The sequence below is a fragment of the Antarctobacter heliothermus genome, from assembly GCF_900188425.1.
Classification (GTDB): domain Bacteria; phylum Pseudomonadota; class Alphaproteobacteria; order Rhodobacterales; family Rhodobacteraceae; genus Antarctobacter; species Antarctobacter heliothermus.
The window spans coordinates 26,677-48,389 of record NZ_FZON01000014.1 but is presented as its reverse complement, the minus strand read 5'-3'; the positions used below and the strand labels follow the sequence as shown (position 1 = coordinate 48,389).

General features: G+C 62.8%; 16 protein-coding genes. 6 read left to right on the top strand and 10 right to left on the bottom strand.

Annotated elements, in window-relative coordinates; genetic code table 11:
• Positions 1 to 2,394, bottom strand: coding sequence for a GcvT family protein (locus tag CHB90_RS09510; RefSeq protein ID WP_089277634.1), 2,394 nt, complete (start codon positions 2,392 to 2,394; stop codon positions 1 to 3).
• 122 nt (positions 2,395 to 2,516) lie between these two features.
• Between CHB90_RS09510 and CHB90_RS09505 the strand changes: the two genes are divergently transcribed.
• Together CHB90_RS09505 and CHB90_RS09500 are read left to right on the top strand one after the other, a co-directional pair.
• Positions 2,517 to 3,401, top strand: a complete 885-nt coding sequence (locus CHB90_RS09505) for a MurR/RpiR family transcriptional regulator (protein ID WP_089277633.1) — start codon at positions 2,517 to 2,519, stop codon at positions 3,399 to 3,401.
• Positions 3,402 to 3,555: 154 nt separating this feature from the next.
• Positions 3,556 to 6,546 carry a hypothetical protein gene (locus tag CHB90_RS09500; protein WP_089277632.1) on the top strand — a complete coding sequence of 997 codons (2,991 nt, stop codon included), beginning with the start codon at positions 3,556 to 3,558 and terminating at the stop codon, positions 6,544 to 6,546.
• A gap of 13 nt (positions 6,547 to 6,559) precedes the next feature.
• Here the strand turns inward: CHB90_RS09500 and CHB90_RS09495 are convergent, their stop codons facing one another.
• Complete coding sequence (locus CHB90_RS09495) at positions 6,560 to 7,474, bottom strand: LysR family transcriptional regulator (protein WP_089277631.1); 915 nt, start codon at positions 7,472 to 7,474, stop codon at positions 6,560 to 6,562.
• A gap of 93 nt (positions 7,475 to 7,567) precedes the next feature.
• On the opposite strand from CHB90_RS09495, the gene CHB90_RS09490 reads away from it, so the two are divergent.
• Positions 7,568 to 9,232, top strand: coding sequence for a GMC family oxidoreductase (locus CHB90_RS09490; RefSeq protein ID WP_089277630.1), 1,665 nt, complete (start codon positions 7,568 to 7,570; stop codon positions 9,230 to 9,232).
• Between the two features lie 2 nt (positions 9,233 to 9,234).
• On the opposite strand, the gene CHB90_RS09485 is transcribed toward CHB90_RS09490, so the two are convergent.
• Positions 9,235 to 10,251 carry a Hint domain-containing protein gene (locus CHB90_RS09485; RefSeq protein ID WP_089277629.1) on the bottom strand — a complete coding sequence of 339 codons (1,017 nt, stop codon included), beginning with the start codon at positions 10,249 to 10,251 and terminating at the stop codon, positions 9,235 to 9,237.
• A gap of 423 nt (positions 10,252 to 10,674) precedes the next feature.
• Between CHB90_RS09485 and CHB90_RS09480 the strand changes: the two genes are divergently transcribed.
• Entirely contained in the window at positions 10,675 to 12,426 is a 1,752-nt protein-coding gene (locus CHB90_RS09480) for a hypothetical protein (protein ID WP_141135837.1), read from the top strand.
• Positions 12,427 to 12,434: 8 nt separating this feature from the next.
• Positions 12,435 to 13,430, top strand: coding sequence for an SUMF1/EgtB/PvdO family nonheme iron enzyme (locus CHB90_RS09475; protein ID WP_141135836.1), 996 nt, complete (start codon positions 12,435 to 12,437; stop codon positions 13,428 to 13,430).
• Positions 13,431 to 13,627: 197 nt separating this feature from the next.
• Here CHB90_RS09475 and CHB90_RS09470 read toward each other — a convergent pair whose 3' ends face one another.
• Entirely contained in the window at positions 13,628 to 15,127 is a 1,500-nt protein-coding gene (locus CHB90_RS09470; protein ID WP_089277627.1) for a hypothetical protein, read from the bottom strand.
• A gap of 305 nt (positions 15,128 to 15,432) precedes the next feature.
• On the opposite strand from CHB90_RS09470, the gene CHB90_RS09465 reads away from it, so the two are divergent.
• Positions 15,433 to 16,500: a tetratricopeptide repeat protein gene (locus CHB90_RS09465; RefSeq protein ID WP_089277626.1), complete on the top strand. Its 1,068-nt coding sequence runs from the start codon at positions 15,433 to 15,435 to the stop codon at positions 16,498 to 16,500.
• Positions 16,501 to 16,682: 182 nt separating this feature from the next.
• Here the strand turns inward: CHB90_RS09465 and CHB90_RS09460 are convergent, their stop codons facing one another.
• The 6 genes from CHB90_RS09460 to CHB90_RS09435 form a co-directional block, all read right to left on the bottom strand.
• Positions 16,683 to 17,063 (bottom strand): hypothetical protein, encoded by a 381-nt coding sequence (locus CHB90_RS09460; protein WP_089277625.1) that lies wholly within the window; start codon positions 17,061 to 17,063, stop codon positions 16,683 to 16,685.
• 48 nt (positions 17,064 to 17,111) lie between these two features.
• On the bottom strand, positions 17,112 to 18,293 hold the full coding sequence (locus CHB90_RS09455) for a vWA domain-containing protein (protein ID WP_089277624.1): 1,182 nt from the start codon (positions 18,291 to 18,293) through the stop codon (positions 17,112 to 17,114).
• Positions 18,294 to 18,340: 47 nt separating this feature from the next.
• Positions 18,341 to 18,508: an apolipoprotein acyltransferase gene (locus CHB90_RS09450; RefSeq protein WP_089277623.1), complete on the bottom strand. Its 168-nt coding sequence runs from the start codon at positions 18,506 to 18,508 to the stop codon at positions 18,341 to 18,343.
• The gene (locus CHB90_RS09445) at positions 18,505 to 19,893 is read right to left on the bottom strand and encodes a DUF2927 domain-containing protein (protein ID WP_089277622.1); all 1,389 of its coding nucleotides are present in this window, start codon (positions 19,891 to 19,893) and stop codon (positions 18,505 to 18,507) included. The genes CHB90_RS09450 and CHB90_RS09445 overlap by 4 nt, the downstream gene beginning before the upstream one ends.
• Positions 19,893 to 20,348, bottom strand: a complete 456-nt coding sequence (locus CHB90_RS09440; RefSeq protein ID WP_089277621.1) for a GNAT family N-acetyltransferase — start codon at positions 20,346 to 20,348, stop codon at positions 19,893 to 19,895. The genes CHB90_RS09445 and CHB90_RS09440 overlap by 1 nt, the downstream gene beginning before the upstream one ends.
• A 258-nt stretch (positions 20,349 to 20,606) precedes the next feature.
• Entirely contained in the window at positions 20,607 to 21,509 is a 903-nt protein-coding gene (locus tag CHB90_RS09435) for an AEC family transporter (RefSeq protein WP_089277620.1), read from the bottom strand.
• Between the last annotated feature and the right edge of the window lie 204 nt (positions 21,510 to 21,713).

Genomic DNA, 21,713 nt, shown 5'->3' with positions numbered 1-21,713 from the left:
TCACCCCTTCATCCGGGTGCCGTCCGGGTCGAACAGCGGTCCCTCAACCACGGTTGCGTCAAACATCTGGCGTGCGATATCGACCTGAACCTTTGTGCCACCGGCAATCCGGTGATGCCCGTGGCCCAGCGCGACGGGCCTGCCAACCCGGTAGCCAAAGGCGCAGGTCGAAGTCTGACCGACAATCTTGCCATCCAGATAGACCGGCTCATGGCCCAGCGGCACTGCCGTTGCATCGTCTAGGATCAATGAAAAGACGCGCGTCCGCGCGCCCTTGGCGCGGGCCTCTGACAGCGCCTCGGCCCCGATGAACCCGCCGGATTTGCGGGTGGCAAAGTCCAGCCCCGCGCTGATCGGCGTGACATCGCTGTCCAGTTCATGCCCCATGGCGCAGAACCCTTTTTCGACCCGCATGGAGGTCTGCGCAAACAACCCCGCAGGCACCGCACCCGCAGCGGTCAACGCCGCGTAGAGGGCGGGTGCGTTTTCGGACAGGCAGGTGATTTCCCAACCCGCCTCTCCGACATAGGACAGGCGTGCGGCGCGCACATGTTTGCCCGCGATATGGGCCGGACCAACCTTGAAATAGCCCAGATCGTTCAACTCTGGCGCGCCGCAGTCGGCCACGATGCGCGCCGCCTCCGGCCCCATCAGGCCCAGAACAGCGTATTTTTCCGTGCTGTCCTCCAGCGTCACGTCAAAGCCGTCCGCATGGCGGCGGAACCATGCCAGATCGCGCTTGATCGCGTTGGTGCCGACAAACAGCCGGTAATGATCCTGCGCGATGCGATGCGCGGTGATATCGCTTTCAAAGGTGCCGCGTGCGTTCAGAACGGCGGTGTAGATCACCGATCCCGGCGCGCGCTGTACCTGACCGGCGCAGGTGTGGCGCAAGAAGGCCTCGGCGTCGGGGCCTGTCACCTCGATCTTGCCAAAGGGCGAGGCATCAAAGATCGCTGCCTTTTCATGCGCGGCCATGACCTCGGCCCGGACGTTTTCGAACCAGTCGGGCCGGTCAAACCGCAATACCGGTTCTGCAGTCTTGCCAAAGTACAGCGGTCGTTCCCAGCCATAGACCTGTCCCATATGCGCGCCAGCGGCACGGTATTCCGCATCCAGCGGCAGGCGGCGCAGGTCGCGCGCGGTCCTTAGCTGTTTGCCGGGGTAGGAAATGTCGTAATGCGTGCCCAGGATCTCTGGCGCGCGGGCCATCAGATGTTCGACCGAATTGAACACGGGGGCAAAGCGTTTGGCATCCGCCTCTGACAGGTCATAGGCGGTGTGACCATGCACGATGGCATGGGCAAGGTTCATGCCCGCGCCGCCCCCGGAGGCCATCCCGACAGAGTTCATGCCGCAGCCCAGAAACAGCCCGCGCGTCTCTGCGGTTTCGCCCAGCATGAAGGTGCCGTCGGGGGTAAAGCTTTCGGGGCCGTTCAGCAGCATCTTGACCTCTGCGGTTTCCAGCGCGGGCAGGCGGTGCAGAGCGTTCATCATCATTGGTTCAAAGTGGTCCCAGTCTTCTGGCAGCAGGCCAAATTCAAAGCTCTCGTTCAGCACGCCCGGCGCGATGGGCTTGCCCATCGGTTCAAAACAGCCGACCAGCAGGCCGCCGCTGTCATCGCGTATGTAGAGATGGTTATCGTGGTCCGACAGGGTCGGAGTATTGCCGACAATGCCGTCAATCGGTTTGGTCAGCAGGTAGAAATGTTCGCAGGCCAGCGCCGGAACCTCGGCCCCCGCCAATGCGCCCATCTCACGCGACCATAGCCCGGTGCACAGCGCCACCGCGTCGCAGGTGATCACGCCCTGTGTCGTCTCAACCCCGGTGATGCGGCCCTGATCGGTCAGGATGCCGGTGACGCCGGTGCGTTCGAACAGCTTGGCACCCCGCGATTTTGCCCCTTTGACCAGTGCGGCGCAGACATCTGAGGGCGACACCCGTCCATCCGACGGGGACCAGACCGCGCCCAGCACGTCCTCGGCATTCATCAGCGGCCAGCGTTCCTTGGCCTCTCCGGGAGAGATCGACCAGGCGTCGATGCCATAGGCATGGGCCAGCGCCTCTTGCCGTTTCACATGGGTCAGGCGGTCCGGGTTGGTGGCGATCGACAGCGATCCCTTTTGGATCCAGCCGGCCGACTGCCCGGTTTCCTGTTCCAGCCCGGAATACAGATCGACCGAATACTGGATCATCCGTGTCAGGTTGCGTGAATTGCGCAGTGCCCGCACCTGTGCGGCGGAATGCCAAGTGGTGCCAGAGGTCAGCGCATTACGTTCCAGCAGGACGGCATCGCTGACCCCCATCTTGGCGAGGTGGTACAGGGTGGAACACCCCATGATGCCACCACCGATGACGACAACCGATGCGTTAGAGGGAAGGTGCTGTGCCATGGAGATGTCCGTTCGGGCTGTCTGCGGGCGCGTTAGGTCGCACTGGGATCTTGCTGGAAAAACGAAATTGGACAATAGGTCAAAATTATAACGAATGTTTTGTCACGCGGAGACCCCGGCACATGGACCCGACCCTGAGAAACCGAACCCTTGCAACGCTGAAGGGGGGTATTCCCGATCTGCCGCGCGGGCTGCGCATGGCGGCGAAATATGTGGTGGACCATCCGTCTGATTTTGGCCTGGACCCGATCCGGGACACCGCGCGCAAGGCCGGTGTCAGCACCTATACGCTGGTTCGACTGGCCGAACGGCTAGGCTTTGCCAGTTTTGACGCCCTGCGCGACCCCTTCCGGCAGGCGCTGGTGTCATCCGCCACGGGGGACAGGCCCGGCTGGGTCGCGAGGGTGCGCGACGCGGGGGGGCTGGGCCGGGTGCAGGCCGAGGCAGCGTTGAACGGCATGGCGATTGTGCAAAGGTCGCTGGAACAGGCAGATCCCGTCCGCATGGCGCGGGTGGTCGACCTGCTGACCGAGGCGCCCAATGTCTTTCTCACCGCCACGCGCGCCAGCTATGGGTTGGCCTATTACCTGCATTATGTGGGCCGGATGGCGTTGCCGTCGCTGCGGCTGATCCCGCGCCACATGGGCAGTCCGGTGGACGAACTGCATTCAGCCCAACCGGGGGATGTGATGATCGCGCTGACCTTTACGCCTTATTCGCGTGAGACCATCGACGCCTGCAAATTCGCCCGCCGCAAGGGTGTCAGGCTGGTCATGATCACCGACAGCGAAATTGTCTCACCCGAGTTTCAGGCAGATGAAACGCTGTTGGCTTCTGTCCTGTCGACGCATCACTTCTGTTGCTACGCCGGTGCAATGGCCCTGATTGAAACGCTGATCGCGATGTTGGTGGCGCGGGGCGGGACCGAGGCAAAAGAGCGAATCACGTCCTATGAAGCGTTGCGGCAAGAGACACAGGCCTATTGGGCAGTACATAAAAAACAATAGTTTTTCAGCGCGCAGCCGGGTTGCGTGGTGGGTGCCGGGTGGGCAGGGTTGACCGTGTAGGGGTTGCCTGTGTTCGCAAGCCGGTCAACGGGCTTGATTTGCACACCCATAGCTTGCATTCTTTTCGCACCCTTCTCCAATAAGGCTTTATCCCATGCTCCGTTCCTGCGTCGCCGCCGCCCTTGTCACCTTGTGGTCCGGTGGGGGCGCGCTTGCGCAGACCGAACCTACGACGCTGCCGCTGCCTTCGGCCTTGCCGCTGCTGGACTACGAGGCGCAACTGTATCCGTTTATCGCCGACCGCACCTTTGCCAAAGAGGGGTGGATTCGCGACAAAAGCTGGCGCGACACCGGGCCCTTTGTGCTGGATACATCGTATGGCGTGCATCCGGCTGTGCGGATCTACTATTCGCCGGAGGTGCTGACATGGCTTGAGGGCGGGCGCACCGGCTCCATTCCGGACGGTGCGATTGTGGTCAAGGAAATGGCCTCACCGCCCGCCGCGCGGTACGTTGAGTATCGTGAGATGCTGGCATTCATGCACCCCGACGATCCCGCCAAGGTAGAGGCAGAGATGCTGGAGTTCCTGCGCACCACCGGCGGGCTGAACTGGACCGTGATGGTCAAGGACAGCGCCCTGTCGCATGGCGGCTGGTTCTTTGCCTCTGTCGGGCAGTCGGCGACGGTGGACAGCTTTGATCCGCCGTTTACGCCGCCCTCGGGGCAGGCGGGCGACGGGATGTGCATGCGTTGCCATGCCTCTGCCGCCGAAGAACTGATCTATTCCAGCCTCGACAACGTCGAAGGCTATCCCGGTGAGCCGCTGATTTTTCGCGTCGACGAAAGCTGGCGCGATATGGAGGGGTTCCCGCCGGGTCCGTTCAACCTGCCCGCCGTCCAGCGCCCCGCCATGGGCGCCAGCGAGGCGAGGTTGATCGAGGATTTCTTTCACAATGAGACGGTACTGGCGAAATCCAACGCCAAGGTCGCGCCGTCCCCGGTAGAGATCAATCCGATCTTTGCGGCCATGTTCCCGCCCACGGGTGGCATCGACGTGCCGCCGGGCAAGGTGCAGACCCTGCCGAGCGAATGGCTGGATCATGTGCCCGCGCGGCCCAATGACACCCAGCATTTCCTGACCTCGGACAATTGCATCGGCTGTCATGGCGGCCTTGGTGGACCGCCTTCCGGCACCACGATGTTCCTGCAAACCGGACCGGACTACGGCGACGGTTTCAACATTTCCGAATACGGGGAATGGCGCTGGTCGCCGATGGGGCTGGCCGGACGCGACCCGATCTTTTTTGCCCAGCTCGAAAGCGAATTTGCCCTGTTGCAGGCGGCGGGCGAGGGCGATCTGACGTCCAATCTGGGAACCACCTGCCTGTCCTGTCATGGCGCGATGGGGCAACGCCAACTGGAGATCGACGCCCATGCCAACCCCGACAAGGGACTGGACCCGAATGATTTCAAGGTCGCCTATACGCTGTTGCACCCCCCCCTGACAGAGGCCGAGGAAAAGGCGCAGAAGGCGGATGGCACCTTTGATTACCACGCCTACGGCAATCTTGCGCGTGAGGGGATTTCCTGCACCGTTTGCCATCACATCGCGCCTCCCGAACAGGCCAAGGGCCAGCCGGCATACAACAAGCTGGACACCTACCTGATGAACGGCACCACCGGCGTCTTTCGCCTGAATGACGCGGACCAGCTGATCGGACCGTTTGACGACGTGCGCGAGAAACCGATGCAGAACGCCATGGGCATCACCCCGGTCAAGGACGACTATATCAAGGACAGTGAGCTGTGCGGCGCGTGCCATACCATCAACCTGCCCAATGTGGACGCGCCCAAGGACAAGCCACTGGAGGGTTACACAGAGGCCGATCAAAAGGTGTTCAACGAGGCGGCCAAAAATGGTGCTGCCTTTTTGAACACGGAATACGGCGTGACCTTTCCGCAGGGGCTGACCGACTTTCAGCACTCGGTAGAGCAGGCGACTTATATCGAGTGGGTCAACAGCATCTACAGTGACAAGGGCACCGCGCAATCCTGTCAGGATTGCCACATGAAGTCAGATTTCCAAAGCGTCGATGGCAGCCTGTCGGTGCCCGCCATCACCACCCAGATTGCCACCATTCAGGACACCAAACTGCCCGATGTGGCCAACCTGTTGCCGCAGGAGGACGTCGATGTGCCCTTCCGCGAAGGGTATCGTCGGCACAGCTTTGTCGGGCTGAACGTGTTCATGGTTGAAATGCTGCGCCAGTTCAGCGCCGAGATGGGGATGAGCCGCACAGACCCGATGACCTATGCCACCAACGGCGCGCAGCTGGCCATCGACACGATGGTCCTGCAGGCCCGCGAAGAGACGGCGGATGTCACGCTGGACCTGACCGAAGGCTATGGCGGGCTGGTGGCCAATGTCGCCGTGACCAACAAGACCGGCCATCGGCTGCCCTCTGGTGTCGGGTTTCGCCGTGCCTTTCTGGAGGTGCGCGCCGTGGGCGCGGATGGCGCGACGCTGTGGTGTTCGGGCTGCACAAACGGCGCGGGTGTGATTGTCGACCCGACCGGAACGCCGCTGAAGACAGAGTTTCTGGACGTTGTGCCAGAGGGGGCGGATATGGCGCTGTTCCAACCGCATTACAGCGTGATCACCGACCAGACCCAGGTGCAGATCTATGAGGAACTGACCCAGAACGCCGAACGCGCCTTTACCACCAGCTTTGTCCACCGGGTCTATCACCCCAAGGACAATCGCTTGACGCCGCATGGCACGCTGACCCCCGGCACGCCCAAGTTCATCGCCAAGTTCGGCGACAGCGAGGTCACGGCCGCCTTTATGAAGGCGACAATGCCAGAGGGGCGCGCGGCCGCCGATCCCGATTTCCAGCCCGGCTCTGACGCATTGGAATACCGGATCACGCTGCCAGCGGCGATCGACCCGGCCAAGGTGACGGTGACTGCGACGCTCTATTCGCAGGCCATTCCGCCCTATTTCCTCAAGCAACGGTTCGAGACGGCCCCGGACGGCCCCGCGACCCAGCGGCTGTATTACCTTGCCAGCAGGCTCAAGACCGAAGGCACGGCCATCGAGAACTGGAAACTGGCAACGGCCGCCGCCTCGGCGACGCTGCAATAAGAGGGGAGAGGCGCTAGGCAGGTGTCCACGTCTGGCCCAGTGCGTCCAGCAGCGCGCGCAGGGCCGGGCGGTCCAGGTGCCGTTCCAACGTCAGAAAACCCAGGCGCGCCGGGACAAAAGCCACGTCGCTGACTGCCAACCCGGTGGTCTGGCGTTCATGCAGGGCAATGGAGTCCCGGCACAGGCTGAGACCGACCCCGGCGCGGACCATTTCCAGCATCGAAGCCTCTTGATCGACCTTGGCGACGACGGTTTGTGTGCAGCCATGACGGGCGAACACCTCTGCCAGCAACCCGTGATGCGATGAGGTGGACGGGGTGCCGATCCATGGCAGCGCGGCCAGCGTTGGCCAGTCGGCATATCCCACGCGTGCCTGCCACCCCGGCGGCGCGATGACCCGGTAGGTAAACTCCGCCAGCGGGATCATATGAACGGCGTCGTCACCAGATTGCAGCAGCACAGCATCCGGCGCGGCAAGAAAGAAGCCCGCGTCGATCTGGCCACGGGTCAGACGCGTCAGCACATCGCCGCTGACCGCATGGCTGAGGTCGGTGATGATGTCGGGATGAGCCGCCCGCAAGCGCCGCAACAGCGGACCCAGCCGGATGAAATCCGGATCCACGATGGTGCCAATCCGCAGCGTGCCGCTGATCTTGCCGCGACACTGTCGGGCGCTGTGGTGAAAGTCGTCCATGGCATTCAGGACATCCTCGGCCTTGGAAAGCAGGGACGCGCCGACGTCGGTCAATTCCAATCCGCTGCTGGTGCGGTTGAACAGGGCCGTGCCAGTATCTTGCGCCAGACGCTTGAGTTGTTGACTGACCGCGGGTTGCGTCAGGTTCAGCACCTCGGCCGCGCGTGACACACTGCCCTCGCGCGCAACGGTAATGAAAGCGAGCAGGACATTGATGTTGGTGTACCGCGTCATATAAAATATTCTTATATGCTTATGTGGAAATTGTCATTGGATATGTCAATTCTCTCTCTATAGCACGGTCGGAAGGCGATGGGAGAGAAATGAATGTCGGATGACATGACGTATCATTATGTCGTGGTGGGGGCCGGGACCGCCGGGTGCCTTCTTGCCAACCGTCTGAGTGCCGATCCCGGGACCAATGTCCTGCTGCTGGAGGCCGGAAAGCGGGACAATTACCCCTGGATTCACATCCCCGTTGGCTATCTCTATTGCATCGGCAATCCGCGCGCCGACTGGATGTACAACACCGAACCGGACAAGGGTCTGAACGGGCGCGCCCTGCGGTATCCGCGGGGCAAGACGCTGGGCGGCTGTTCGTCGATCAACGGCATGATCTACATGCGCGGGCAGGCGCGCGACTACGACAATTGGGCGCGACTGACAGGAGAGGACGCGTGGTCGTGGGACAACAGTCTGACGGATTTCAAACGGCACGAGGATCATTACCGGCTGGATGGCGGTGCCGATCCGCAGACCGGCGACAACAGCCGCTTTTCCGATCTGCATGGAACGGGCGGCGAATGGCGGGTGGAAAAGCAACGCCTGCGCTGGGATGTGCTGGACAGTTTTGCCGATGCCGCCGAACAGATCGGCATTGAGAAGACCACGGATTTCAACACCGGCGACAATGCCGGTGTGGGCTATTTCGACGTCAACCAGCGGTCCGGCTGGCGCTGGAACACCTCCAAGGCGTTCTTGCGCCCGGCCAAGGACCGCCCCAACCTGACCATCTGGACAGAGGCACAGGCCGAACGCCTGACCTTTGCCCGCGACGGAAGTGGCGCGCTGCGCTGCGACGGCGTGGTGGTAAACCGGGCAGGGCGCTCGGTGACGGTCAAGGCGCGCACTGAGGTGGTCTTGTCGGCGGGGGCGGTGAACACCCCGGCCATCCTGCAACTGTCCGGTGTCGGGCCTGCGGACCTGCTGCGCAGTCACGGGATCGAGGTGATCAAAGACACCCCTCAGGTCGGTGAGAACCTGCAAGACCACCTGCAAATCCGCGCCGTGTTCAAGGTGAAGGGGACAAAGACGCTGAACGCGTTGGCCGCAACCCTGTTCGGCAAGGCGATGATCGGGCTGGAATACGCGGTCAAACGCACCGGCCCCATGTCCATGTCGCCCAGCCAGTTGGGGGCCTTTACCCGGTCCGACCCGTCGCGGCCCCATGCCAACCTTGAATACCATGTGCAGCCCCTCAGTCTGGATGCCTTTGGCGAGCCGCTGCACGGCTTTCCGGCGATTACGGTGTCGGTCTGCAACCTGAACCCGACATCGCGGGGGCATATCCGGATCGGATCGAACGATTTCCGCGATGCGCCGAAAATCGCGCCGAATTATCTGGCCACGGATGAGGACCGCCAAGTCGCCGCTGACAGCCTGCGGCAGGTGCGCCAGATCATGGCGCAACCAGCGATGGCGGGCTATCAGCCGGAGGAATTCAAACCCGGCGTGATGTACCAATCGGACGCCGACCTGACAAAGCTGGCGGGCGATATCGCCAGTACGATCTTTCATCCTGTCGGGACAGTACGCATGGGGCGCGCCGACGATGCCGACGCCCCGCTGGACCCGCATCTGAGGATGAAAGGCATTCAGGGTCTGCGCGTTGTCGATGCCGCGGTCATGCCGGAGATCACCAGCGGCAACACCAATGCACCCACCCTGATGATCGCCGAAAAGGCCGCCGCATGGATGTTGGCCGGTCAGTAGCGTCAGGCCGTCATCAACAGCCTGGCCTCATGGCGTTTGAGTGTCGGCGCCACGGTGGGCACGACGTGGTTGTGGCTTTGCATTTCGGGAAAGACCGCCAGCAGTTCGGCGCGCGCATCAGGCGCGAGGTTGTTCAGCGCGCAAGGGCCGGGGTACAGGCTTTCGGTTGGGACATCCTCTGACAGGATGATCTCATGCCGGTCAAAAAGCAGATGCACATAGGTGATGAAATCGACATCTTCGTGGACCACGTTTGTCCCGTTCACGAAATCCTGTGCCGCGATCAAAGCACCGCCAAGCCCGAACAACAGCATCACACGCCAGTCGCTGACCAATATGCGATGTTGCGGCGATACGATCAGGTCGCGGGTGTTCCCGATGGCCCCGGCGTGAAACCGGATTGGCCTGTTGTGGTCATGTATCCGGTAACGCCGTTGACCGACCCAGCGCACAGTGGCCTTGCGTCCGTTGATTGTTGTGACCCGGTGTCCCGGCCTGATCTGTTCCGCTGGTCGTGGGCCGTCCGGCGTCTGGATCAGGGTGCCTGCCGCAAAACAGACAGGCTCCACATAGTCGTCAGCCGCATAGCTGGGGCCTTCCTGGGCCGAGACGACGGTCAGCGGCACGCCAACCGGCGGCCAATCGCCCGGATCACCGATAAAGGCGATCCCTTCGACCGTGGCGTAGGAGGGAGAGCTGTCGCGAACGTTGAAGGCGATCAGTGTGTATGTGTTTGTGCCGTCGGACACGTCAAAGGAATACTCTGCCTCGACGATGCTGCCATTGCCGTAAGAGACGCCATTGACCGTCTGGGCGCCGTTCAACTGTTGCCCGGTGTCGTTGTCTGCGAAGCTCGTGTCACCATCGTTGACCGAAATCGGCGACCAGTTGGTCGAGTCAAGCGTCAGCGTGCGCCCCACCAGATGCGAGCCATCACCCTGCGTGACACCATCAAGCTGACCGCCGCCGCTGAGGGTGACGTCGTTCTCGCCCAAAACCCAGATGTTGTAGGTCGGCATGAGCCCCTGAATGCCCCATTAACAATTTAGACCAGACTAAAGCGAAATTTGGGCGAAATTTGGGCCAAATTTCAGACTTCCGAAATTGAGACAAAAATCCCTTCGGAAATTTGCCAGATGCCGCGATGCCGGGCCTATGAATTGTCGGCGTTTGTCACCAAAAGGTTGAGTCCGCCTCTATCGTTCCCGGTAAGCGGACAAAGGGGGCGTGATGCGGGGCCTGCTGTGGCTCCTGTGCATAACATCCCCGCGAGCTTTGCCTCGAGGGTTGCTTTCCCGCGCGCAACTTTGTCATGTGTTCCTTTGACTGCCCGCGCCTGTCCATGCCTGCCAGGTTCCGTTGTATACCTTGGGCGCGTGCGACTCTGTTTTATTCCTTTGAGAGCGTATTGGCGCTTTCCGGGACAACGCGAGAGGAAAATCGTGCGACCCAAGACCCTTGTCCGGATGACCGCCATTGCGGCCCTGTCCACCGCTACTTTTCAAAGCGCCCCGGCTCTGGCCGATGCGGGCAGCCTGCTTGATCCCCAAACCCGTGCGCTGCAAATGCTCCAGTATGAAGAGGACCGCACCAAGACGATTCTCGAATTGCAGCCTTTCCGCACGACGCAGACCGCGCGCGGCGCCGACGACACCAGTTTTGAACTTGTCACCCTGAACCCGGGGATCAATTCCTGGTTTCTTTTGACGGTAAGCTCCGAGGGGTTTTGGTCGACGACGCGCAAGTTCCATCTGGAACTGGCCGATCCCGAGCACAGCACATTGACGTTGGTCGCCGGGGCCGAGCCTGAACTGGTCATCGCCGGCGAGGCAACGGAATTCCGCTGCACCCCGTGGTCCGGCAGCAGCCCGGAACTGGACGATGCGCAGTATCGCGGATTGCCGTTTGCGCCGATCTGCGATGAGCGGATCTTTTTGCGCAACCGCGTCAAAGGCAATTCGACCAACCGTGAGGCGGTGGCCGATTTCCTGCGCGACAACGTCGTCTTTGGCGAAAGCCTGGTCAACATGATCAAGGGCTCCTTCTACGAAGATGCCTTCATGAATTCCGGTCCCGTGATCGAAGGCGCGGATGCCGGTGAAACTGTCAAGGCGCTTGGCAAGGCGCAACTGGACAATGCGCCGGTATTCCGCACCAGTTTCAACTTTGATCTCGACGGCGCCGAAGGCGGCCGCGTCGAGGCGGGCAGCTGGTACGCGATCAGCGATATTCCCGGTGTCTACGCCAGCGCCATGCAGCCCGGCATGATCTCACGCGATATCCTCAACCGTCCGGGGGAAACCAACGGTCTGGACGGCGTGGAACGCGGCGCAGATGTCTATCTGATTGCCTACGATCTGGAACAATTCGAATTGGGCTATGAGCTTGGCACCGATCACCCGCGCGTCGACTGGTCGCCGCGGCCTTCGGGGGCGGGACGCAACTACCGGATTCCCGGCCCTGACGGGATCGACGACTCTGATCCGCTTGTGCGGTCGGGGATGCTCAGCCCGGCCAAGACCGAGCGCGTTGTCGGCACCTTTGCATCCGGGTTCAAGCGCAGCCATGGCGCGTGGCGACTGACGGACAAGGCCTATACCAACTATGGCCACCACTACGGCTTTATCAGCGAAGGCGTGATCTTTTCCAAGCTTCAGCCCGATCTGGCCACCATCCTTGTGCTGGATGATGGCACCATCGACATGCGCACCTGGACCGAGGCCGACAACAAGCTGTTGCCGCGCATCCGCTATGCCCGTCAGAACGGTGTTGCGGTGATCGAACCGGATCCCGCAACCGGGATCGGTGTGCCCGGCAGCCAGATCCGCAGCTGGATGGGTGGCAACTGGTCCGGCGATGCCGACGCCAAGCTGCGCACCCTGCGCGGCGGCGCCTGTATGAAAACCGCCGGGGGACGTCAGTTCCTGATGTACGGCTATTTCTCGACGGCGACACCCTCGGGGATGGCGCGGACCTTTCAGGCCTATGGCTGCGACTATGCCATGTTGCTGGACATGAACTCGCAGGAACACACCTATGCGGCAGTTTACACGCATGAAAATGGCGACGTGGTGCCGCATCACCTGGTGCGCGGCATGGCCGCGATCGACTCCAAGCGCCGCGATGGCACGCCGATCCCGCGTTTTGTGGGCTTTCCGGACAACCGCGATTTCATCTATCTGCTGAGGAAATGAGGCATCCCATGGTGACGTTTCGCAAACTTCTGGGCACGGCGTTGGCAGTTGCGCTGGCGGGGGGCTTTGGCCCGTCCGAAGGTGTGGCGCAGACGCTGCAACAGAACAACGATCTGATGTTCCGACAGATGCAGGAGGCGCGCGGTGTCACGGACGCCGAACTGGGGCGCATCCGTGAGATCTTTGCCGGATCGCGCTGGATCGGGCAGGGCAATCCGTCGATCACACGCCACCCGCTGACGCCGCAACAGGCGCAGGCCCGGCTGCCTGCCCCGGCGCTGGAGTTCTATCGCGACAAGAGCTTTGAAAAGATCTGCGGTGAGAAATACATGGCGCCGCTCTATGATCCGGCGACGCAGAAACCGTCGGATGCCAAGGTCTGCGCCGACATGTTCGAATACCCCAACGTGCCGCTGGCCTACCCGGTGACATGGGTCCGCGCGCGCGAAGCGGCACTTTTGTGCGCGGCAGAGGGCAAACGGATCGGGGACGCCCATGAATGGGAGGGCGCCTCACACGGAGCGCTGACCCCGCCGGACTATTTCTTTGGCATGAGCGTACAGGCCGCGCGCGCGGCGCATAACCGCAAGTATGAGCCAAGTGCCCGCTACAGCATCGGCCCGACATGGAAACGGGGCGTCTGCGCCACCAACAGCACCAAATCCGCCAGCTGCAACGGCGGCAGCTTTACCGGCTGCGGATCAAACACCTATCCGGTGGGCAGCTTTCCCGCCTGCAAGAGCCCGCTGGGGGTCTATGACCTGGACGGCAACGCGGCGGAACACATGAACCTGCCGCTGGCTGCCGATCAGATGGCCAGCCGGGGCAGCACCAAACTGGGTGTCACGGAAATGAAGGGCAGCTGGTTCATCTGGGACAAGGTTCGCGCCCATACCCACTGGAGCCGCTGGAGGGCGCCCTATTGGCACGGCACCCGAGTCATGGCGGGGAACAGCCATCACAACTATCATCTCGGGTTCCGCTGCTTCAAAGACGTCAACTGACGGCAGGCAAAGAGACACCAAAGAAAAACGCCGCCCGGTAGCTGGCCGGGCGGCGTTTTTTTGTGTGCTGGCTCTGGGGTCGCCGACCGCCGCACCCCGCAGAGGGATCGGTGAATGCCACAGCCGGAGGCGGTCAGGCGACGTCAGGTTTCACGCGCGCAGCCGTTCAGACAGGATGAACCCGCAGCACAAGATGATCAGTTGGCGCTGGCGACGCGCAGTTGCGCGGCCCGGATCGGACCCTCGTCGCTGACCAGATCGGCATAGTCCGGGTCGGCCATCAGATCGGTCAGCCGCACCGGACGTCCGTTCAGATAGGCGGTCTGGCTGATAAGACGAACCCCATGGCTATAATCCGCATAGGTCGCGCCGTGCACGGTGCTGAGTGGCTGGATCGCCTTGCCGTTGGTGCGATGCCAGCCATAGATGGCCACGCGTCCACGGTTCTTGTTCAGGCGGTTGCTCAGCACAAGATCCTTCTTGTGGCCCGCGATAAGCTGACCGGCGACCGATGCACCGCGCACCTGGGTTTCGACAGTTGTGTTGTGGCGCATCAGGTAGTCGGTCGAGGACATCTGCGGTCCCGGCGTCATCGGGCTGGGGGCCACACGCTTGTCAGAGGCGCGATAGATCTGGTCGACCATGCGGCGCGTCGGCAACATCATGTCAAACCGGCCAGCCAGCTGCATCGCGGCGGGCAGGCCCATGGGCACGCGGACAAAGTCGCGGTCGCTGCCGACGGCGAGGTAATCTGGCGTTACGCAAAAGGTGATCTTGACCCCTGCGCCATCGCGGGCGCGGCCGGACACCTCGACGGGCACCAGATCCTGCAAGAACGAGGGCATGTTGCCTGCCATCATTTCACTGGCGACGCGCCGGTCACGATCTGTGCCGCTGACGCGCATCAAGCCGGACATGACCGCCTTGCCGCCTTTGGCAGAGCCTTTGCGGTTCGGCATCGCGCGGGTCAAGCGGGTGTTGCACACGGCCCCTGCGACGGGCCGTTCGACGCTGCGCGGCAGAGAGGCAAGCGTGGTCTCGGGGATCGCGGTCTCTGGCACATCGGCGATACGGGGGTCGGGCAGTTTCAATCCCTCCGGACGGGCCACCGGACGCAAGGAGACGGCCAGTTGGACGCCTTCGGGCGACTCCGGCAGGTCAAATTCGGGGCGGATGCGGGGGCGGACGGTCGCAAGTGCGGCCACGCGCGGCATGAGCGAGGATTTCAGAACTTCGGGGTGCGGGTCGGGCGAAACGATTGCCGGCGCAGAGGCCAGCGCCTGCGGCACCGGCGGCACGCCGGTTTGCGGCAAGGCATCGGCACCCGGCACGGACAGACCCGACGGCGCGGCGCGCATCAGATCCGGCGCGCTGGCATGGACACGTTGCACCGGCAGTTGGTGTGGCGGCGTCCAGGTCTGAGCGCGGGGCAGACGGCGAACGACGCTTTCCACGATCACCCGGTCGGGTACATGGACAGGGGTCAGCCGACTGACCGTGACCGGCGTCACCGCACCGGTGGACAGGTCTTGCTCTGGCGTCCAGAGCAGAACCGTCACGGCGGCAGCGGCGTTCACTGCGGCAAAGCCCAGCGCGCCTGCGATGAACCGCGGCTTGCGTGCCAGACCAGCAAGTCCGGAAAACCCGCTCTTGCGGTTTTCGGGAGTTTCGAATTCAGAGGTGTTTGCCTGCATCATGCGCTGCCTCGTAGACGCCAAGTGTTAAGCGAACAATGACGTTGCGCGCCCGCATACCCGTCTTGGGCGGTAACTCGCCAACGCGGCCCATGGGCCGCCTGTGGCTGCAACGCCGCAAGTACGGTCATGCACCAGTGCATTCGCTGATAGCGTTTGATCTCATCCAATTGGAATGAAAGGGTAACTGTGTATTTAAGTCAATTTGCTTCGGCAATCGGTGGCGGTTTTCCGCAAGGGCATGCAGCGGGGCAACATCTCGCGGGCGTTCTGTGGAGAAACGACTAAAAGTTGAAAGGAACGCGTGGATGACCCGTTTGAGAAAAGATCTGGCCAGGGCGATTCTTGCCTCTGGGTTGCTGTCGCTGGCCACGCAGGCCGGGGCCGCAGGCGCGCAAGAGGCCGCCGCGACCTGCCGCGATCTGGCCGGACCTGCGACCGCTGAGGCGCCGGTCAGCAAACAGGCGGTGTCGGATTACTTTCGGGCGCTGCGGTCGGCGCGGGCCGCGTGTGAGCGCGCGGTGATCGGGGCCGACCCGGACCCGGAGGCGCTTTTCAACGTGGCGGTGCTGATGCAGGCGGATGCTGAACACGCGCTGGCGTTGGAGACGTTTGAACTGGCCGCTGAAGCGGGGATTGCTGCGGCCCGGACCAAGGTGGGTGACTATTACAATTTTGGCGCCGACGGCGTGACACCTGACATCAAACGGGCCATGGCCGAATATCGCGCCGCGTCAGAGGCAGGCGATCTGCCGGCGCAGGCGACGTTGGCAATGATGAGCGGGATCGGGCGCGGGACGGCACGCGATTTCCGGCAGATGATCACCCTGCTGGAGCAGTCCGCTGGCTCGGGCTATCATTTCGCCCAGCTTCGGCTGGCTGCCATCTACATGGACCCCAGCAGTATCCCGCGCAGCCTGGCCGATGAACTGGGCCTGCCGGACGTGGTCAAGGCGGCTGAGATGCTGGAAAAGGCCTCGGCTCAGGGCAATGAGGATGCGGCGCGGGCGTTGCAGACCCTGTATTCCGAGGATGGTCCGGTGACCGATCCGGCGCAGCGGGCAGCGTTGATCCGACGGTCGGCGCAGGGCGGCGATGCGGCGGCGATCAATGCGCTGGGGTTTCTGTATGAACGCGGCGAGGGCGTGGAGTATGACCCTGAACAGGCGGCGTCGTTCTATGTTCAGGCCTTGGAGACCGGCAAGGTTTCGGTCAATGACATCCGCGGCACCGTGTCGGGCCGGGCCGTGCAATGGGATCGGGAGACGGCGCTGGCGTTCCAGAGGATCTTGCAGGAACGTGGCCTGTATGAGGGCGCTTTGGACGCCAAGATCGGCCCCGGCACCTTGGGTGCAGCGCGGGGGTTGGCACCGTAGTGTCCACGCGTGGACAAACAGGCGCCTGAATAAAATCAATGGCTTACAGAGGCGTTTTTACCTCTGGTTAACACAGGCCCGGCGTTCCAATGGGGGTGCCGGGCCTTTTGCTGGGGAGGACGCACCCCATGTTGATGCGCGTAGCATGCGCCCACAAGGGCCTGTCCTGCGCCGCTTTGCCGTCAGTACAGATGGGTCGCGCCCAGGATCTCGTAGTAGGTTGTCTTTGATCCCACCGGGCGGTCGTTCCATGTCGCGCAGGGCTCAAGACCGTGTTCCAGAACGTAGCCCTGTCGCCCATGCCGGTTCAGCACCTCGATCCCCGAAAGTCCATTCAGCGGCTTGTCCATGGCAAAGCCAAGACACAGGCCGGACGTCAGCACGGACATATAGATCTCTTCGGTGATTCTGTTCTGGGGCAGAACCACGGTCAGAACTCCGCCGTCGATGACCACGCTTTGCGGTTGCCACATCTCCAAAAGATCGCTGGCGCTGGTCCGTTGGTCGGCCATTGCGGACGTCGCCAGCACGGCCAGCGTTGCCACGATTTTCATGCTCTTCATCACGATCGACCTTTTGCCTTGAATTCGAAATGCGAACCGCCCGCGCCGCTAGCCCAACAGGCGGATGCCCCGGTCGATGCCTTCGAGGGTCATCGGCACCATGCGGTCCTCGAACACCTCGCGGATCATCTGGATCGACTGGGTGTACTGCCAGTGCTGTTCCGGCACCGGGTTGATCCAGAGGTGATCGTGCCACTGGTCGCGGGCGCGTTGCAGCCAGACCTGACCGGCCTCGGCGTTCCAGTGTTCATTCGCCCCGCCGGGATAAGCCACCTCATAGGGCGACATGGAGGCGTCCCCGACAAAGATGCACTTGTAGTCGGAGCCGTAGGTGTTCAGCACCTCCCATGTGGGGGTCTGCTGATCATAGCGGCGGGCGTTGTCGCGCCAGACGCCCTCATAGAGGCAGTTGTGAAAGTAGAAATGTTCGAGATGTTTGAACTCTGACCGGGCGGCGGAAAACAATTCCTCGACCACGCGAATGAACGGGTCCATCGAGCCGCCGACATCAAAGAACAGCAGCACCTTGACCGCGTTGTGCCGCTCTGGCCGGGTCTGCACGTCCAGATAGCCGTGTTCGGCGGTGGCGCGGATGGTGCCGTTCAGGTCCAGTTCCTCTGCCGCGCCCTGACGGACCCAGCGGCGCAACCGTTTCAGCGCGACCTTGATGTTGCGGGTGCCCAGTTCGACGCTGTCGTCGAGGTTGCGGAATTCGCGTTTGTCCCAGACCTTGACCGCGCGTTTGTGGCGGCTCTTGTCCTGACCGATGCGGATGCCTTCGGGGTTGTAGCCATACGCACCAAAAGGCGAGGTGCCGGCGGTGCCGATCCATTTGTTGCCGCCCTGGTGGCGGCCTTCTTGCTCTTTGAGCCGCTCCTTGAGCGTCTCCATCAGCTTGTCAAAGCCGCCAAGCGCCTCGATCTGGGCGCGTTCCTCTTCTGTCAGGTGCTTTTCGGCCTGCTTGCGCAGCCAGTCCTCGGGCAGGTCGACCGCCTGCAGAACCTGTTCGGGGGTGATCTGGTCCAGCCCCTTGAACGAGGCGGCAAAGGCGCGGTCAAAGCGGTCAAGGTGGCGCTCATCCTTGACCATCGCGCTGCGGGCCAGAAAATAGAACGCCTCGACGTCATAGGTGGCCAGCCCGGCGCGCAGACCTTCGAGAAAGGTCAGGTATTCGCGCAGGGTGACGGGCACGCCAGCGGAGCGGAGGGTTTCGAAGAAGGGGACAAACATGGCGCGACGCTAGGCGAGCAGTGGCCCGAGGGCAACCGGACAGGGGATCAGCTGAGCGCTTTCTCGATGGCGATGGTCACGAGGAACCCCAGCAGGCCAAACGCGATGGCATAGACTGTCGCGTACTGGGCGATATCCGCCCAGTTGCCCTTGCGCCGTTTGGCGGTGGTGCCGCCGATGATGGCGCCCAACAGCGCCCCCAGGATCACGATCATAACGTCCCTTGTCCCTGCCTTGCCGGGTTGAGCGCGCCGATTTCGCGCAGCTTGGCCCGCACCGCCCAGTCCGAGCCGAAGCCGTATCTTGCCCAGCCGAGCGAGTCCACCCGGACGTTGCGGCCCTCTGTGACGCGGCCTGACAGTTCCATTGCCTCGGCCCGCAGCATCAAAAGGGTGGCCAGCAGGGCGGCGTTTTCGTGCCGCGCGGCGGTGTCCAGATGCGGGGTCAGGATGGCCAGCGCGCTTTGCGGATCGCCGGCGCTGATCGCGTATGCGGACAGTTGCGAGGCGACATAGGCGCGGTGCAGGGCGGTGTCCGGGCTGCGTCCGAAATAGCGTTGTGCGAGGATGAACTGCGCCTGGGCGGATTGCGGGTCGGTGGCCTGCAACAGCCGTCCCATGGCGTAGTGGGAAAAGGCGCGGCGGTGATCGGTCCAGCCCATGGCCGAGGCGACCTGTAGCGCCTCGATCGCGGCAGTGCGGCGCTGTGCCGGGTTCGCGCCGGGGCCAAGTGCTGTTTGTACGGCGTCGATCCAGACCCGAGGGGTTTTGGCCAGTCGTTTGGGGGCGATGGCCTGACCGCGCGGATTGATCCGCGACAGGATCGTGGGCAGCCGGTCTGCGACCTCGCGCCGGGACATGCCGTTGCGCAGCGCGGGATCATAGTAGGCGCGCAGGATCAGCATGTCATAGCCGGTCAGCACCGTATGCACGTTGTCGTCGTTAAAGACGCTGTCGGGCAGGCGGTAGAGGTCATTCAGCGGGCCGATGGCCTGGGCGAGTTCCTCATGCAGGCAATCGCGGACCTCTTGCGGCGAGGAATCATTGGGTAGGAAGATCGCCAGCCGCTTGCGCTCTTGCAGGGAGGTCCAGCTGACCTCGCGTGAGCGGCGCTTGCTGCGGTACTCGGCCAGCGAGGAGACGTTGGGCACCACGAAACAGGCGGCCTGCGGCAGGGCATTGCGGATCTCGGCCCGGCTGACCGCCTGCACGGTGATATTGGCGGCAGGGGCATCGGTGAGGGCAATGTCGATCCCGGCCTCTGTGCGCAGGCGGTGGACGAGACGGCGCAGATCAGGGACCAGCGACGACGGCGGCGCGCCGGTGACGCGCACGGTGATTGGTGTCTCAAAGCGGGTCAGGACGGGCAGGGGGCGCCCGGATTCCAGCGTAAAGGCAAGGTCAAGGAAATCGCGAGCAATGTCAGAGTTCGAGGCCACAGGGGCCTGCGGGCGCGGCACTGCAAAGCTTTTCATCGGGGGCAGGGCGCTGGAGCCGTCAACACCTGCGGCGCGGGTTGCTGCGGTATCGGACGGAGAGACCGGCATACAGGCGCCCAGCATGAGATAGAGCGGAACCAGCAGGCGACGTGTTGTGCGCATCAGACCCTCTGGTACTTGATAAAGGGTGTGAGCGTGCCGATCCGGTCATACAAGCGGCGCGCGGTCGTGTTGAAATGCTGTGTGTTCCAGTAGACCGACGGCGCGCCGTGGGCATCGGCGGCGGCATAGACCCCTTCCATCAAGGCGCGTCCGACGCCGGTGCCGCGGGATTCGGGGGTGGCGTAGAGATCCTGCAGGTAGCAGACCTCTTCGATTTTCCAGCCGTGGCGGTGAAACAGGTAATGGGTCAGGCCGACAAGCTGTCCGTCGCTTTCGGCCACCAGTGCATTGTGGTCACGCGGATCGTCGCCCAGCAGGCGCGCGAAGGTGGACGCGTATACCGGCTCTGGAACAGAGGACTCGTAGAACGCCAGATAGGCCGTCCAGAGCTCTCGCCACGCCGGTTCGTCCGCAGCGCGCAGGGGGCGCACCGTGAGAGCCGTATGTTGGGACACGTTCGAAGCCTGCCTGCTTATTGTTTCTCTTGGGTGCCTTAAGACATCCTTAAGTAATCTGTCCTCTGTTGGGTCACTATATGGCAAAAGCAGGGTTTCTGCCCAGCGCTATGGGCGCCTGTGGATAATTTTTTCCCGAAATCGGGAATATCGGGGCAAAGCCATTGTTTTTTCGGTGTTTTGGTCACGCCGAGTGGGACTGTTCTGCCACAGGTGCGGGTCGGAGTTTGCGCCGGAGGGCGGGCTTGGCGCGCCGGATCAGGCCAGCCAGGCCAGCGAAATCAGCGACAGGATGCTGGTCCAGATGATCACCGGGGCGATGGTATCGGTGCGAACCCGGTAGAGCAGCGCCAAGGCAAAGGCCATCGCGCCCGACGGCCCGGCGGCGGTCAGCGTGAACAGGGTTTGCCAGTCGGTCGGCGGGGCCACCACCCAGACGGCCCCGGCCACCAGCGCCGGAAAGGCCAGCAGCTTGAGCGCGGCAACCATGCCGATCAGGGGGGTGGGAATCAGCGCATGGCTGGACAGGATCACACCCAGCGCAAACAGTGTCAGTGGCGCGGCCCCGGCCCCGGCAAAACCCATCGCGGTGAGCAGCGGTTCGGGAACGGTCAGGCCCAGCAGGTTGACGATCAGCCCCAGCGCAATGGCGATCAGGACCGGGTTTGAGGCAATGCGTTTCATCGCCGGCCCCGGACCGGCCCCGCGATTGGCCATCAGGTCGGTGGAGACGATAAAGAATGCAAAGGTGATCGCCGAGTCCCAGGCGACGATGGCGGTGACGGGCAGAGCGGCGGCCTCGCCGTAGATCAGGAAACTGATCGGCCAGATATATAGCAGCGTGTTGACAAAGATCACCGCCATGGCCAGCAGCCACGCCTCTACCAGCTCTCGTTTGAACAGCACTCGGCAGACCGTAAAGGCCAGCGCAAACAGGAGAACTTGCGCGCCCGCATAGGCGGCCAATGCCTCGAACCGGAAGGCTGACCAGTCCAGCGCCGAGATCAGCGGGAAGATCAGCGCCGGTTGCAGGATCAAAAAGGCGACACGGTTGACGGCCCCAGCCTCATCCCGGCTGACCTTGCCGGAGCGGCCCAGCAGAAAGCCAAGCGCCAGCATGGAGAACACCGGCAGAATGTCATGAGTGAGGATCTGGAGCATGGCGTTTCAAACCATGCGGCCGCGCGCGCCACAAGCCCCCGAATGGCAGGAGGCCTGTTGGGGGGCGTGTCATAGGGGCGGGCCAATTTCCGAAACGGGGTGTAGAGGGTCCACGTCTGCGTGGACCCTCTACATCCGTCTTCGAGGGCTGTTTGAAGGGCATGGCGCAGCGGACACCGGATGTTGCGGACAGCCTGACTGTGC

Bases quoted from the DNA above. Each gene is read 5' to 3' on its own strand.
- CHB90_RS09465 (WP_089277626.1), top strand. From the start codon at position 15,433: ATGACCCGTTTGAGAAAAGATCTGGCCAGGGCGATTCTTGCCTCTGGG.
- CHB90_RS09495 (WP_089277631.1), bottom strand. From the start codon at position 7,474: ATGACGCGGTACACCAACATCAATGTCCTGCTCGCTTTCATTACCGTT.
- CHB90_RS09505 (WP_089277633.1), top strand. From the start codon at position 2,517: ATGGACCCGACCCTGAGAAACCGAACCCTTGCAACGCTGAAGGGGGGT.
- CHB90_RS09485 (WP_089277629.1), bottom strand. From the start codon at position 10,251: ATGCCGACCTACAACATCTGGGTTTTGGGCGAGAACGACGTCACCCTC.
- CHB90_RS09500 (WP_089277632.1), top strand. From the start codon at position 3,556: ATGCTCCGTTCCTGCGTCGCCGCCGCCCTTGTCACCTTGTGGTCCGGT.
- CHB90_RS09450 (WP_089277623.1), bottom strand. From the start codon at position 18,508: ATGATCGTGATCCTGGGGGCGCTGTTGGGCGCCATCATCGGCGGCACC.
- CHB90_RS09445 (WP_089277622.1), bottom strand. From the start codon at position 19,893: ATGCGCACAACACGTCGCCTGCTGGTTCCGCTCTATCTCATGCTGGGC.
- CHB90_RS09490 (WP_089277630.1), top strand. From the start codon at position 7,568: ATGTCGGATGACATGACGTATCATTATGTCGTGGTGGGGGCCGGGACC.
- CHB90_RS09510 (WP_089277634.1), bottom strand. From the start codon at position 2,394: ATGGCACAGCACCTTCCCTCTAACGCATCGGTTGTCGTCATCGGTGGT.
- CHB90_RS09435 (WP_089277620.1), bottom strand. From the start codon at position 21,509: ATGCTCCAGATCCTCACTCATGACATTCTGCCGGTGTTCTCCATGCTG.
- CHB90_RS09470 (WP_089277627.1), bottom strand. From the start codon at position 15,127: ATGATGCAGGCAAACACCTCTGAATTCGAAACTCCCGAAAACCGCAAG.
- CHB90_RS09460 (WP_089277625.1), bottom strand. From the start codon at position 17,063: ATGAAGAGCATGAAAATCGTGGCAACGCTGGCCGTGCTGGCGACGTCC.
- CHB90_RS09475 (WP_141135836.1), top strand. From the start codon at position 12,435: ATGGTGACGTTTCGCAAACTTCTGGGCACGGCGTTGGCAGTTGCGCTG.
- CHB90_RS09455 (WP_089277624.1), bottom strand. From the start codon at position 18,293: ATGTTTGTCCCCTTCTTCGAAACCCTCCGCTCCGCTGGCGTGCCCGTC.